We start from the raw sequence: 13,688 nt of genomic DNA, 5'->3' as shown, positions 1-13,688 counted from the left end.
GGGGGGGGCGGGGGGGGGGGGGGGGGGGGGGGGGGGGGGGGGGGGGGGGGGGGGGGGGGGGGCCCGGGGGGGGGGCCCGGGGGGGGGGCCACGGGGGGGTGCGAAGCGGTCCGCCCGGACGGAGCCGGGCGGACCGCTTCGAAGGCGCGGGCGGGGTCGGGCGCGAACCGCTCAGGCGTCCGGTGCCCCGTCACCGCCGGTCGCTCAGGGAGCGTTCGGGCCCACGTCCGCGGCGGTGAGGGGGTGCCGAAGTGCGGGCGTCGTCGCGTACTCGTCGGCACCGATGTCACGTACGCTGCCGCGCTGGTCCCCGTCGATGTCGTCCGCCAGGGTGATGTTCAGCGTGGCCGCGCCGATCGCCGGGCTGCCCGCCGTCAGTCGCCACACACCGTCCGCGCCCTGAGCGAGCAGCGGGTCGGCCCGGGTGAAGCCACCGGCGGGGATGTTGCCGTTGCCGGCCGCTCCCCACAGCAGGTTGCTCTTCCAGGTGAAGCCGGTGGTGGCTCCCATGGCGACGAGGTCGCCGGAGTCGCCGACCAGCAGGTTGTCGGCGATGGTCACGTTCTGCGGTTCGAACGCCCGCGTCTCGCCCTCCAACATGCCCGCGTTGTCGAGCAGCGTGTTGTGCGCGATGACCGCGCGGTCGCAGGCGTCGTTGCCCCGCCGCTGGGTTTCCGTCTCGCTCGGGGTGTGGTCCCGGGTGCTGCCGCTGCCGACCACCAGGGCGCGGCCGGACAGATTGCTCAGGTAGTTGTTGACGATCACGTGGTCGTTGCCGTAGATCCGCACCCCGTCGACGCCGCCGATGAGGTAATTGCCCTCCACCGTCGAGCCGTTGCCGTGGCGCAGCACGATGCCGCCCTTGCTGTCACGGATGGTGTTGTATCGGATGGTGTTGCCCGAGGACTTCACCGAGATGGCCTCGGGGTCCCCGTTGCAGCGCTCGAACAGGTTGTACTCGACCTTTCCGCCGGCGTTCGCCAGGGCCTTGCCGCTGACGCCGAAGCGGATCGGCTCGCCGCCGTTGTCCCCGGTGAAGCTGTGGTCGGAGAAGTGGTTGCGGAAGATCTGTACGTTCTGCGCCATGTCGGTCTTGTTGGGACCGTCGACGACGACGAAGATGCCCGTGGTGGTCTTGTTGTGGAAGTGGTTCCGGTCGATCTTGGTGTCGTTCCCCCGCACGACGACCCAGTACGGGTCGCCGTTGTCCGCGAACTGGAAGTCGTTGCGGGTCAGCCGGATCGCCGGGCAGTTCGTCGGGATCTCCAGCGTGGTGCTCTGCCTGAAGGCGAAGCCGCTGATCACGATGTTGGTCGAATTGCTCAGCACGAAGCTGCGCTCGCCCTTCAGCACCACACCGCCGCGCGTCTTCGACACGATGGTGATGGGTGCGCTGCTGGTGCCGTTCTTGCCGGAGATGTTGATCGAGCCGCCCGAGGGGACCGTGTAGGTCCCGTCGGCGACGACGATCCGGTCACCGGGCGCGGCGCCGTTGATCGCGCTCTGGAGCGCCGCGAGGGAGGCGACCGGGATGTCGGCCGCGGACGCGCTGCCCGACAGCGAGGTGGTGAGGGGTACCGCGGCGAGTGCGGCCACGGCGGAGCCTTTGAGGAACGTGCGTCGTTGCATGATGCCTCCTGCGTCGAAGTGGGCGGGCGGGTCGCTCAGTCGGCTCGGGGGCCGACGTCGGCCGGGGTCAGGGGGCCGCACTTCGGCGCCCGGCGGAAGTATTCGTGCGCGCCCACGTCGGGCGTCCTGGTGCGGGGCTGTCCGTCGATGTCGTGCGTGACGCGCGGCCGGCGCGGCGTGCCGGCGTCGATGGCCGGGCTGCCGGCGGCCGGGCGGGCGATACCGTACGCGTCCTTCACCAGCTTCGGGTCGACCCGGGTTCCGCCGCCTGCGGGGATGTTGCCGTCCGCGGCGGCGCCCCACAGGAGGTTGCCGGACCAGGTGAAGCGCACGGTGTTGGCCATGGCGACCAGTTGGCCCGTGTCGGCGACGAGCAGGTTGTCGGCGACGGTGACATCGCGCGGCTCGTGCGGGCGCTGGCTCTCGCCGGAGATCGTGCCGCCGTTGTTCACCAGGGTGTTGTGCGCGATCAGGATGCGGTCGGGGGCGTCGTTGCCGCGGCGCGCCTCGGGCGTCTCGCCGGGCAGGTGATCGCGCTCCGATCCGCTGCCGATCACCAGGGCGCGCCCGGCCAGGCCGGAGAGGTGGTTGTTGACGATCACATGGTCGTTGCCATAGATCCGCACGCCCTCGGTGCCGTCGATGAAGTGGTTGGCCTCCACCCGGTTGCGGTTGCCGTGCCGCAGGACGATGCCGCCGAAACTGTTGCGGATGGTGTTGTGCCGGATGGTGTTGTCCGAGCTCTTCACCGAGATCGCCTCGGGGTCCCCGTTGGCCCGCTCGAACAGGTTGTACTCGACGATCGCGTGGGCGCTGGACAGGGCCCGGGGGCTGACGCCGAGCCGGATCGGTTCGCCGCCGTTGGCGCCGGTGAAGGTGTGGTCGGAGAAGTAGTTGCGGTACACGTGGACCCGCTGGGCCATTTCGTCGCTGTTCGCGCCCTCGATGCCGAGGTAGATGCCGAGGGTGCTCTTGCCGTGGAAGTGGTTGTGGTCGACGGTGCTGTCGTCCGCGCGCACCATCACCCAGTGCACGCCCTCGATGTCGGCGAGGTGGATGTCGTTGCGGGTGAGCCTGATGTGCGAGCAGTCCGGGGGTATGTCCAGCGTGTTCCGCTGCCGGAAGGAGAAGCCGCTCAGGGTGATGTGAGTGGACGCTTCGAAGACGAAGCTCTGCTCGCCTTCCAGGATGACGCCGCCCTGCGTCCGGGCCTCGATGGTGATCGGCGCGAAGCCGATGCCCTGCTTGTTCCGAATGGTGAGCGGGCGGTCCGAGGGGACGGTGTAGGTCCCGTCGGCCACCACGATCCGGGCGCCGGGTCGTGCCCGGTCGATCGCGGCCTGCAGCTCGTCCAGTGTGCGGACGGCGCCGGGGGCCGCGCTCGCGCTCGCGGTCAGCGCTCCGCCGACGGGGGCGGCGGCCAGCGCCACCCCTGCCGCGGTACCCATCAGGAACGTGCGGCGTTGCATGGTGCCTCCGTGAGGATGTGGTGGAGGTACGGACGGTGTCGCGGCTGGTGATCAGCCGACGGTCGGGGTGTCCCCGGCGGTGTCCTCGGCGTCCTGGGCCGCTTGGGCGTTCAGGAACAGTTCGATGACGGGTACGGGGGTGTCGGGGCGCCCGACCGGGATCTGGAGGGTGAGCGTTCCGGCGGGCTGGCCGCCCATCTCGGTGTTGACCGCGGGCCGGTCCGGGTCGATGTGGACCGGGATGATCTCGGACGCGTCGTTGAGGAGTTGGGCGTAGCGCACGCGGCCGGCCAGGCCGGGCAGGTGCAGGTGACGTGGCGGCCAGGCGAACAGGTGCACGTAGAGCCGGTCGCCGCGTTGGGTGTACCGGCATTCGGCGGGGGCGGTGTACGAGGAGGGGCCGCAGCCGCGAATGGACCGCTCGTGCAGCCGCGTCCATCGGCCGATCTCGTCGAGGATCGCGATGTCGCGCGGGTCGAGCGCGCCGCGGCCGTCGGGCCCCACGTTGAGCAGCAGGTTGCCGCCCTTGGACACGCCGTCGACGAGCATGCGGATCAGCAGGTCGGGGCTCTTGTGGTCCCGGTTGTCCCGGTCGTAGCCCCAGCTCCCGTTGAGCGTCTGGCATGCCTCCCACACCACGGGTCGCCCGTTCTCGGTCATCGGGCCGGACGGCTGGTACTGCTCGGGGGTGACGAAGTCCCCGGGCAGGCCGGTCCGGTCGTTGACGAGGACGTGCGGCTGCAGTTCGCGAATCGTCTTCAGGAGTTGCGGGGAGTCCCAGTCGTCGGGTCCCTTGCCGCCCCACCAGGCGCGCCCGACGTAGGAGAAGTCGAAGAACAGGTAGTCGATCCGTCCGAACGAGGTCAGCAGTTCGCGGACCTGGCCGTGCAGATAGCACTGGTATTCGCGGATGTCCCGGTCGGCGTTGGCGGCCTTGAACGCCTCGTCGTCGCGCTGCGGGTGGGTGCCGTCCACGGGGAAGGACGGGTGGTGCCAGTCGATCAGCGAGTAGTAGAGGCCGACCTTGAGCCCCTCGGCGCGGCACGCCTCGACGAAGGGCCCCACAAGGTCGCGTCCGTACGGGGTGTTGGTGACCTTGTACTCGGTGAGGGCGCTGTCCCACAGGCAGAAGCCGTCGTGGTGCTTGGTGGTGAGCACGACGTAGCGCATGCCCGCGGCCTTGGCCGTCCTGGCCCATTCGACGGGGTCGTAGCGGTCGGGGTCGAAGTGGTCGAAGTAGACCTGGTACTGCTCGTCGGTCAGTTCCTCGCGGTTCTTGACCCACTCGTGCCGTGCGGCGAGGGAGTACAGACCCCAGTGCACGAACATGCCGAACCGGGCGGTGGTGAACCAGTTCGTCTCCGGGCCTGCCTCGGGATCCAAGGTCGCGGACGGATGCGCCTGCGCGGTGTCAGCGCTCGCGGTCATGGGGAATCGCTCTTTCTCGTCGGCCGTCGGCGCGCGCCGGCTTTTCGTGCGCGTCGGGCTGGTCGTACGGGAGGGGGGTGGGGGCGGGGCCGACGGGTGTGCGGGTCAGCCCTTGAGTGCCCCGGAGGACAGGCCGCTGACGAACGACCGCTGGAAGAACAGGAAGACGATCACCGAGGGCAGCAGCGCCAGCAGCGAGGCAGCCATCACCACGCCGGGGGTCACGGCCGGGTCGATCCGCAGGGTCCGCAGCGCCAGCGGCAGCGTGTACGAGGAGGAGTCGGTGGCCACGAGCAGGGGCAGCAGGTACTGGTCCCAGATCATGGTGAAGCCGAAGACCCCGATGACGCCGAGCGCGGGCTTGCACATCGGCAGGATGATCTGGGCGAAGATCCGGAAGTCCCCGGCGCCGTCGATGCGCGCCGCCTCCTCGAGTTCGCGCGGCACGTCCTTCATGAACTCGGTCATCACCAGGATGGAGAACCCCCAGGCACCCAGGGGAACGATCATTCCGGCGAGGGTGCCGATGAGGTTGAAGTGCACGACCGGCAGGTCGGCGAGCACGACGGACAGCGGGATGGCCAGGATCTCCTCGGGCAGCATCAGCGTCGCCAGGATCGCGACGAACGCCAGCGTCATGCCCGGAAAGACCTTCCTGGCCAGCGCGTATCCGGCCAGGACGGAGACGGACACCTGGAGCAGCAGCCCGAAGCCGACGACGAAGAAGGAGTTCAGCAGATACTTGAGCACCCCCTGGTCGAAGGCGATGCTGAAGTTGTCCAACGTGAAGCCCGAGGGCACGATGCTCAGCTGCGTCGGGTCCTTGATGTCGCCGAAGGCGCCAACGAGCAGGGCCAGCAGCGGACCCGCGAACATGGTCAGGACCAGGAGGTAGACGACGGCCTTCAGGATCCGTCCGCCGATGCTGCGGCTCTCGGTCAGGCCCAGCGCGGTTTCGGTCGACTCGCTCACTTGCTCTCCCTCCGCCGCAGCAGTTGGACGATGATGGTCAGGATCAGCGTCGCCGCGAAGAGCAGGACCGCTCCCGCCGCGCCGACTCCGAGCCGGTTCTGCTCGAGTCCGAGCTTGTAGATGAGGGTCATGACGACCTCGGTGGAGCCGTTGGGCCCGCCGTTGGTCAGCAGGAACACCTCGGTGAACACGCGCAGTCCGCGAATCGCGGCGAGGATGAACAGGATCGAGAACACCGAACGCAGTCCGGGCACCGTCACGTGCCGCACCCGCTGCCACCGGGAGGCACCGTCGACCCTGGCCGCCTCGTACAGACCGCGGTCCACACTCGTCAGACCGGCGAGGAAGATCATCATGTCGTAGGGAGCGCCGCGCCAGATGCCGGTGACCATGATGGATGCCATCGAGGTGTCGGGGTCGTTGATGAACCCCGACGGGCCCATTCCCGCCAGCGCGAGAATGGAGTTGAGCATGCCGTCGCCGGTCGGGTGGTACATGATCCGCCACAGTTCGGCGACGACCGCCATCGGCACCACCACCGGAAGGAACGCGGCGGAGCGCACGAATCCCAGTCGGCGGCTCTGCCCCTCCATCAGCAGGGCCAGCGCGAAGCCGAGCGCCATCGCGCCGAAGGTCTGGCCGACGGCGAGGACGATCGTGTGCCACACGGCCTCGCGGAACCCGTGGGACTGCAACACCGTGCTGTAGTTCTCGGTGCCGACCCACCGGTTTCCCAGGTAGGGCTGAACGTCCTGGAAGGACATGGTCACCGCGTTGACCATGGGGATGAACTTGAAGTACAGGGAGAGGATCAGCGCCGGGGCCAGGAACAGCCAGGGCGTCCACCACCGGCCTCCCCGGCGGCCGCGGACCCGGCGGTCGGCGGCCCCGCCGCCCCGGCGACCCACTTTTCGCGGGGCGGGGCCGGTCGCCGGCAGGGCGGCCGGATCCGCCTGGTCGAGGCTCATGACGCGGCGATCCCCTGCTCCTTGAGGATGTCGGCGAGCTGCTTGTCGAGCTCACGCAACTTGGTGTTGATGTCCAGGCCGCAATCCGCCAGGAGCGCGTTCACCGCGTCCGCCGTCACCTGTCGCACCGGCGTCCAGTTCGGGATGGAGGGCGCGTAGCGGCCGGAGTCCTGGTACGCCTGGGCGTAGGTCTTCCAGCGCGGGTCGGTGCGGATCTGGGCGATGTCCACGTTGGTGTTGACGGGAATCTGCACCGTGTAGCCGGTGGTGCCCTCCATGCCCTTCTTCTGGCCCTCGACGGAGACCGCGAAGCTCGCGAAGGCGTCCTGGCCGGCGCGGTTGTCGGAGCCGGCCATCAGGTAAACGGAGCTGCCCTCGGCGAGGACGGTGGCGTCCTTCGGCCCCTTGGGCATCGGCACGACCTCGTACTTGTCCGCGCCGAGCGACTTGTCGAAGCGCGGCAGCAGGTACGGGCCGACGACGTACATCCCGGCCTTGCCCGCCTCGAACGTCTCGTTCGTCGGCGGGGTGTCCATGGTCACGGCGCCGGGCTGGATCGCCTTGCTCTTGCAGCCGAGGTCACGGAACCACTGCATGGCCTGCACCGATGCAGGGGTGGTCATGGCCGGCTTGTACTTGCCCTTGCCCGTCTCGGTGATGAAGTCGCCGCCCGCGGCCCACAGGAAGTTGGAGAAGTACCAGGAGGCGTAGCCGCGCTTGGTGGACAGCGGCGCGGCGAGCCCGGCGGTGTTGTTCTTGCCGTCGCCGTCGGGGTCCTGGGTGGTGAAGGCCGCGGCCATCGCGGCGAACTCGTCCCAGGTCCGCGGGGGCTCGAGCTTGAGCTTCTCGCGCCAGTCCTTGCGGATGAGCAGTGCGGATGCCTGCGCGGAGATGGGCAGGCCGAACTGCTTGCCGTCCAGGCTCTTCCCGGACTGCAACCCCTGACCGATGATCTGGGCGCTGTCCTTGATCTTGCCCATGTCGATCTCGCGGAGCAGACCCTGGCTGTGCATGGTCCCGATCTGCGTCGCGTCGTTCATGACGATGTCGGGAAGCTTCTTCTGGGCGGCGCGCTGCTGCAGTTTGGTCTCGAAGTCGTCGAAGATCGCCGTGACCTCGACCTTGAAGCCCGTGGCCTTCTCGAAGGCGGCGGCCAGCTCCTGCGCGCCCTTCTCGCCCGGTCCGCCCGGCGTCGTCCGGGTCCAAAGCTCGAGAGGTGCCTTGGAGTTCTGCTTGGCATCCACTCCCGCAGGCCCGGATGTACAGCTGGTGAGGATCAGGGCGGAGGCGAGGGCCCCGACACCGATCCATCGCGATCTTTGCATGACTACTCCTGTTTTCGCCGGATCGCAGTGGCCTGGAAAGCGCTTGCTGGGACGGTAACGGGGTCCGATTCGCCGGTCAATAGTCCGATGAATACAAGAGGTTTCAGCGGCCGACGAGAACACTCGTCCGGCGCGCTTCCGCACTGCCCCCACGTGATCCGACCGGCGGTAGGGACGGCCTGGCGCCGGTGGATGGGCCCTTACGCGTGCATTTTGGGCATGGACGGGAACGGCGAGTAGTCGTCCGAGTCGAGAAGTTCGAGCAGTCAAGGTCACAGCGATGACATTTCAATGATCCGATGTATGGTTTCCGTGAGCTTCAGGCCGGACAACACCCGGGCCGGGCCGCGCCGAATCCGGGCCAGGCCGTACCAATCGCGACATTCAGTCAGACGTTTGCCACCGCATCCGAGCAGGGACCGCCGATCGTCCGGCTGTCGGTCCACCATCGGACAGGCCGAGGAGACCGACCCGCCATGAACGAACCGGCCACCGTACCGACAGCGCTGTTGGTCATGGAGGAAGCACGCCGGGCCGACGTCTACCCGCCCGAGGTGCTGGCCGGGCTCGGCCGGCTCGTGCACTGGCAGGGGCCGCCCCTCACCCGGCAGGAGTTGGAGGCGGACCCGGATGTGCTGCGGGACGTCGACCTCCTGCTCACGGGCTGGGGTGCACCCGTCCTGGATGGCGCCCTCCTGTCACATGCCCCGCGGCTGCGGGCGGTTCTCGTCGCGGCGGGATCCGTCCGGCACCTGACCACACCCGCCTTCTGGGACCGCGGCATCCCGATCGTCTCGGCCGCCGCGGCCAATGCCGTTCCGGTGGCGGAGTTCACCCTCGCCCATGTCCTCCTCGGACTGAAGCAGGCCCACCACATCGCGCGGGAGGTGGCGCACAACCGCCGCTTCCCCGTCAATCCCGACGTCCCGGGTGCCTACCGGTCGCGGGTGGGCCTGTTGGGGCTCGGGCACATAGGCCGGCTCGTCGCCGCCCACCTGGCGCGCTTCGACGTCGAGGTGCTCGCCACGGATCCGGTCGCCTCCTCGGACACCGCCGAGCGCGCGGGAGTCCGGCTGGTCTCCATCGACGAACTCTTCGCCGGCTGCCATGTCGTCAGTCTCCACGCACCGCTGCTGCCCGAGACCCGCGGCTCGATCGGGGCACGGCTGTTGGGCTCCATGCGGCCGGGCGCGACACTGATCAACACCGCGCGGGGGGCGCTGATCGACGAGGCCGCCGCCACGGAGGTCCTGCGGGCCAGGCCCGACCTCACCGCCGTACTGGACGTCACGCACCCCGAGCCTCCGGCTGCCGACTCGCCACTGTTCACCCTTCCCAACGTCGTCCTGACACCGCACCTGGCCGGCGCCATGGGGGCCGAGCGCCACCGCCTCGGGCAGCTCGTGCTCGACGAAGTGCGCCGCTTCACCGAGGACCTGCCGCTTCGGCACGCGATCGACCCCGCCCACGCCGCGTCGCTGGCCTGACGCGCGGTCGGGCACTGGCGGCGCGGCTGGGCACTGGCGGGCGCGGTCCGGCCTGGCCCGGCCGCGCCTCAGGCCACCTTGCGCAGCCACTGCTCGACGCCCGCGATGTGCGCGGTCGACCACGCCCGCGCGGCCTCCGCGTCGCCGCTCTCCAGCGCGTCCACGATCGCTTGGTGCTCGCGCACCGTACGCTCCCACGAACCGCTCTGGGTCAGGCCGCGCCAGTGCCGGGCGCGCATCGTGGGACTGGACAGCGAGTCCAGCAGCGAGCACAGCACGGGATTGCCGCTGAAGCCCGCGATCGCCTGGTGGAAGCGCAGATCCTGCTCGATCAGTTGCTCGGTGGTCGGCTGCGGCTCGTCGACCTGAGCGAGGCCGCGCAGCTCGGCGATCCCCGCGGCGTCGATCCGGGCCGCGGCGAGCGCGGTCGCGGCGGGTTCCAGGATCCGTCTGACCTGGAGGAAGTCGAGCACGCTCTTGTCGTGGTGGAAGTCCACGACGAACGCGATCGCGCCCATCAACAGGCCGGGTTCCAGACTCGTCACATACGTGCCGTCGCCCTGGCGCACGTCCAGGATCTGGATCAGCGACAACGCCTTGACCGCCTCGCGCAGCGAGTTGCGCGACAATCCCAGCTTGGTGGCCAGGTCCGCCTCTTTCGGAAGCTTGTCGCCGGGCCGAAGCTCCCCGGAGACGATCATCTCCTTGATCCTGTCGATGGCCTCGTCCGTCACAGCCATGCCGATGATCCTTCCAGAGATCCGATGACTTCCAGTATGACGGCCGGGCGCACCGGAAAACAGACTGGTCGGACCACCACCCATCAGCCGCCTGCGGCGTCGTCCCGGCAGCCGCGGGCCCTCAGCCATCCGATCTCCCGGGACGTTCCGGGTACAGCTCCCGGCGACGGCGCCGGATGCCCGACGCGCGGAGCCCGACATGGCGAACGAGGCCGCGGCGGGGGCCGCGGCCTCGTCTGGGGGGACGGACGTGGGGTGCCTGGCGTCGGGTGCCTATCGTCCGGCGCCTGTCGTCGGATCTATCGAGGTGCGTTCGGCATCACGGGCAGGTCGGGTCACCGGGCTGGGCCGGGACGCTCACCGCGTCCCAGGCGGCCTTGGTCTTGTTGAACAGGCCGCAGGTGGAGTCGAGCGCCTTGGCGGACTTCAGGGTCGCGGTGCGGTACTTCTTGTAGGTCATGCCGCTCGTCTTGAGCAACATGCCGCCGTAGAAGATCTTGCCCGCGGTCTGGATTCCGGCGCCGGTGAGTTGCGTGTTGTTGCAGGTCGGGCTGCTGGGCTTGCCGCCACCGGGGTTCGTGCCCTCGGCGAGCAGGTAGAACCAGTGGTTCAGCGGACCGGCCGCCGCGTGGGTCTCGGTGCCCGGGATCGAGGCGCTGTAGCAGTTCGGGTTGTTGCTGATCTGCGAGGGGTTGTACATGTTGCGGATCGGGCCGCTGCCGACCAGGTTGACCGTCTCGCCGACCAGGTAGTCCGGGCGGTCGTAGGGCGAGGGCTCGTTGGTGTACGCCTCGGTGAGCGCGCCGAAGATGTCGCCGGTGCCTTCACCCAGGCCGGCCTCGGAGCCGGCGCCGCCGGGGGTGAACTGGTCTATACCGTGCCCGAATTCGTGACCCACGACGTCCATGGACGCGATCCACTGGTTGCCCTGGTTGTGGCCGATCTGGATCTGCGAGCCGGTCCAGTAGGCGTTGACCGCGGGCAGCCCGACGCGTACCGGCCAGCTTCCGCCGTTGCCGTTGTGGCCGTTGCGACCGAGCCAGTCGCGGAGCATGTTCCATTCCTTCTGCGCGGCCCACAGGGCGTCCACGCAGCCGGTCTCCTTGCTCGCGGCGTTGCCGTTGCCCCAGGTGTCGGTGGCCTTGGTGAACACCCCGCCGTTGTAGTCGGAGCAGGACAGGCCGGGCCGGGTCAGGTCGGTCATCTTGTAGTTGCCGGCGCTGCCGCTGGTGGTGATCGTCAGCGGGTTGGGGCCGTTCCACTGGCTGGTGCCGGTGCCGCCCTTGACGTCGTCGTAGGAGTCGAGCAGCTGCCCCGAGCGGGCGTCGACGAAGACGTGCAGCCGGCTGGGCGCGGTGTCGGTGTTGCCGATCAGCACGGTCTCCCAGGCCAGGTTCGCGCCACCCTCCCGGACCCGGACGACCAGGCGTCGCGAGTCGACCTTCTCGACGACCCTGAGTTGCGCACGCGAGACGTTCTCGGCCGCGTCCTTGCCGACCGTCGGCTTGACGGGGACGTCGATCCGCTGATCGGTGGCCGACTGGGCGGCCCGGACGGTGCCGTTGCCGTCGGCCAGCACCGCCGCGCTGCCACCGACCACGGGCAGCCCGCGGTAGGTGCGCTCGTAGGCCACGGAGTACAGGTTGTCGACCCACGGGGTGACCTGCTGCCGCACGTAACTCTCGTCGGGGCCCTTGGCCAGGACGTCCAGGCCGCTCGCCGCGGCCCGGTCGGCGGCGGACACGGCCGCCGCCAATCCGGGTGCGGGCAAAGGCGTCGCCGCGTTCGACTGGGAGGTACCGACCACGAGGCCGGCGAGTAGGGCCAGGACCGACCCGACCGTCACCGTGCTGCGTTTCATCGAGGCTCCTTGGATGGAGGACAGGCCTCGACCACGAGTCCGACTCGCGCCGGCCCCGCGAGGTGAACGGAACCGACCATCAGGTGCGCCGGGTTCGTGCCCGAGCGAACGAAACGCTCACACAGTCACAAGTCGACCGTCAATGAAACGCAAGCGGCACGGCACAATCTGTCAAAAACCCCACACCCTCCCCAACCACCCACCCACGAAGACGATTTGGCCGGGGCGCCCGCCGGCGTCAGGCTCCGGGATCGGGCTTTATGGGTTCGGGGAGGTGGGCGCGGACCGCTTCCAGTTGTGCGGCGAAGGCCAGGCCCAGGAACAGCGCGATCGAGGTCAGGTAGGCCCACAGGATCAACGACACGAACGCGCTGAGGGGGCCGTACACCGAGTCGAACGAGCTGCTGAAGCGGACGTACAGGCCCAGCAGCCACGTCAGCAGCACCCACAACGCCACGTACACCGCCGCCCCGAACGCCAGCCAGGTGAACCCGGGTTGGCGACGGCGCGGCGACCACCGGAACACCGCGGACGCCGAGAGCAGCGCGAGCGCGATGCCCACCGGCCAGCGCATCGTGTTCCCCAACGTTTGTTGGGTGTCGCTCCAACCGTAGACGTCGCCGGCCGCTCCGACGATGTCACGGCCGGCCACGGTCAGCAGTACACCGAGGCCGATCGGGATGCCCACCACGACGGTCATCACCGCGGCGCGGCCGTACTTGCGCGCGAACGGGCGGTCGCGTTCCACGCCGTAGATCCGGTTGGCGCCCCGCTCGATCTGACTCATCGCCGTCGTGACGTTGACCAGCGCGAACAGCAGTCCCAGGGAGAGCGCGACCGCGCTGCCCTCACCCGCGTCGCGCAGCGTGTCCTGCACGACGGCCGAACTGGGGCCGGTGGACAGCCGACCGAGGACCGACGAGACGAACAAGCCGAATGTGTCCGTGTGCAAGACCCTGGACAGACCGACGACGGCGATCGCGAACGGCAGCACCGACAACACGGCCTGGAGCGCGAGCGCACGCGAGTGCGTGAACCCGTCCGCGTACCGAAACCGAATGAACGCGTTCTTGACCAGCGTCCACCCGCCGTACCGACGCAACGTCGCCCACGCCTCGTCGGCCGACAACTCCTCACCCTTCATGTCCCGCGTCTCCGGAACCCGCATCGCTGTGCCCATGGCCGACTTCTGCCCGACGACCACGAATACAGCACAAAAACCGAAGAGTTTAGGATCACCCCCGCCCCCGCCAACGTCGCGAGCAGATCGACACCGACAGCCACCGCGATGTCGGTCGTGATGGATGACCGTTTCTCTCACGGAGTGTGATGAAACGATGACGAGGCCTCTGGGTGGGGTTTTTGCGGGAGGTGGCCGGCCGGGTCGATGTCGACACCGGGGGCGGCAGCGTCACGCTCACGCTGCCCCTCGACGCCGGGCGCGTGCCGGTGGACGCGATCCACCAACTCACCTGCACCGCGGCCAACGCCCGCATTCCGGGCGGCCGACCCGCCACCGACGTCGACGTCAACTTCCGCGAACTCGGCAAGCCGGGCCTGTGGGGCCCGCTGCACTGCGACATCGCCGGCTACAACGCGCGGCCCGAGCGGCCCACTCCGCAGGCGAGCCGGCCCGGCTGAATCTGCCGAACCTCGGGCCGGAGGCCCGGCCGAATCGCCATGTCGCCATAAACCGGGCATCGGCCGTGAGCCGGCCGGCCGCATGGGGAGATACCCACACCTGCCTCCTCCCGGAACGCAACGATGGTGTCGATCGAATCGGGGGTCGGGTGCGGATCGTGCGCGCGG

At 69.3% G+C, this 13,688-nt stretch carries 10 protein-coding genes and 1 pseudogene; 2 read left to right on the top strand and 9 right to left on the bottom strand.

The features are described from left to right. Positions 1 to 204 precede the first annotated feature (204 nt). The 6 genes from ACH4XV_RS29725 to ACH4XV_RS29700 all read right to left on the bottom strand — a co-directional run bounded on the left by ACH4XV_RS29725 (position 205) and on the right by ACH4XV_RS29700 (position 7,791). Positions 205 to 1,629 carry a chondroitinase-B domain-containing protein gene (locus ACH4XV_RS29725; RefSeq protein ID WP_395795055.1) on the bottom strand — a complete coding sequence of 475 codons (1,425 nt, stop codon included), beginning with the start codon at positions 1,627 to 1,629 and terminating at the stop codon, positions 205 to 207. A gap of 35 nt (positions 1,630 to 1,664) precedes the next feature. Continuing rightward, complete coding sequence (locus ACH4XV_RS29720) at positions 1,665 to 3,098, bottom strand: chondroitinase-B domain-containing protein (RefSeq protein WP_395795053.1); 1,434 nt, start codon at positions 3,096 to 3,098, stop codon at positions 1,665 to 1,667. A gap of 51 nt (positions 3,099 to 3,149) precedes the next feature. Continuing rightward, on the bottom strand, positions 3,150 to 4,526 hold the full coding sequence (locus ACH4XV_RS29715; RefSeq protein WP_395795051.1) for an alpha-L-fucosidase: 1,377 nt from the start codon (positions 4,524 to 4,526) through the stop codon (positions 3,150 to 3,152). 105 nt (positions 4,527 to 4,631) lie between these two features. After that, entirely contained in the window at positions 4,632 to 5,498 is an 867-nt protein-coding gene (locus tag ACH4XV_RS29710; RefSeq protein WP_380006326.1) for a carbohydrate ABC transporter permease, read from the bottom strand. Then, positions 5,495 to 6,466 (bottom strand): carbohydrate ABC transporter permease, encoded by a 972-nt coding sequence (locus tag ACH4XV_RS29705; RefSeq protein WP_380006323.1) that lies wholly within the window; start codon positions 6,464 to 6,466, stop codon positions 5,495 to 5,497. Before ACH4XV_RS29705 ends, ACH4XV_RS29710 begins: the two co-directional genes overlap by 4 nt. Beyond that, positions 6,463 to 7,791 carry an extracellular solute-binding protein gene (locus tag ACH4XV_RS29700; RefSeq protein ID WP_395795048.1) on the bottom strand — a complete coding sequence of 443 codons (1,329 nt, stop codon included), beginning with the start codon at positions 7,789 to 7,791 and terminating at the stop codon, positions 6,463 to 6,465. The genes ACH4XV_RS29705 and ACH4XV_RS29700 overlap by 4 nt, the downstream gene beginning before the upstream one ends. A gap of 476 nt (positions 7,792 to 8,267) precedes the next feature. On the opposite strand from ACH4XV_RS29700, the gene ACH4XV_RS29695 reads away from it, so the two are divergent. After that, positions 8,268 to 9,278: a hydroxyacid dehydrogenase gene (locus ACH4XV_RS29695; RefSeq protein ID WP_395795046.1), complete on the top strand. Its 1,011-nt coding sequence runs from the start codon at positions 8,268 to 8,270 to the stop codon at positions 9,276 to 9,278. A 68-nt stretch (positions 9,279 to 9,346) separates the two neighbouring features. Here ACH4XV_RS29695 and ACH4XV_RS29690 read toward each other — a convergent pair whose 3' ends face one another. The 3 genes and pseudogenes from ACH4XV_RS29690 to ACH4XV_RS29680 all read right to left on the bottom strand — a co-directional run bounded on the left by ACH4XV_RS29690 (position 9,347) and on the right by ACH4XV_RS29680 (position 13,059). Continuing rightward, positions 9,347 to 10,018, bottom strand: coding sequence for a FadR/GntR family transcriptional regulator (locus tag ACH4XV_RS29690; RefSeq protein WP_395795044.1), 672 nt, complete (start codon positions 10,016 to 10,018; stop codon positions 9,347 to 9,349). A 325-nt stretch (positions 10,019 to 10,343) separates the two neighbouring features. Beyond that, a pseudogene (locus tag ACH4XV_RS29685) lies at positions 10,344 to 11,879 on the bottom strand (M4 family metallopeptidase); the annotation flags it as partial. A 238-nt stretch (positions 11,880 to 12,117) separates the two neighbouring features. Continuing rightward, positions 12,118 to 13,059, bottom strand: a complete 942-nt coding sequence (locus ACH4XV_RS29680) for a YihY/virulence factor BrkB family protein (protein WP_395795042.1) — start codon at positions 13,057 to 13,059, stop codon at positions 12,118 to 12,120. A gap of 173 nt (positions 13,060 to 13,232) precedes the next feature. Here ACH4XV_RS29680 and ACH4XV_RS29675 point away from each other — a divergent pair, with 173 nt between their 5' ends. Next, positions 13,233 to 13,520: a hypothetical protein gene (locus tag ACH4XV_RS29675; protein ID WP_395795040.1), complete on the top strand. Its 288-nt coding sequence runs from the start codon at positions 13,233 to 13,235 to the stop codon at positions 13,518 to 13,520. The last annotated feature ends 168 nt before the right edge of the window (positions 13,521 to 13,688 follow it).

Origin of the sequence: Embleya sp. NPDC020630, assembly GCF_044334985.1 — a bacterium.
Lineage (GTDB): Bacteria > Actinomycetota > Actinomycetes > Streptomycetales > Streptomycetaceae > Embleya.
This window is presented reverse-complemented; position numbering and strand designations above follow the sequence as displayed.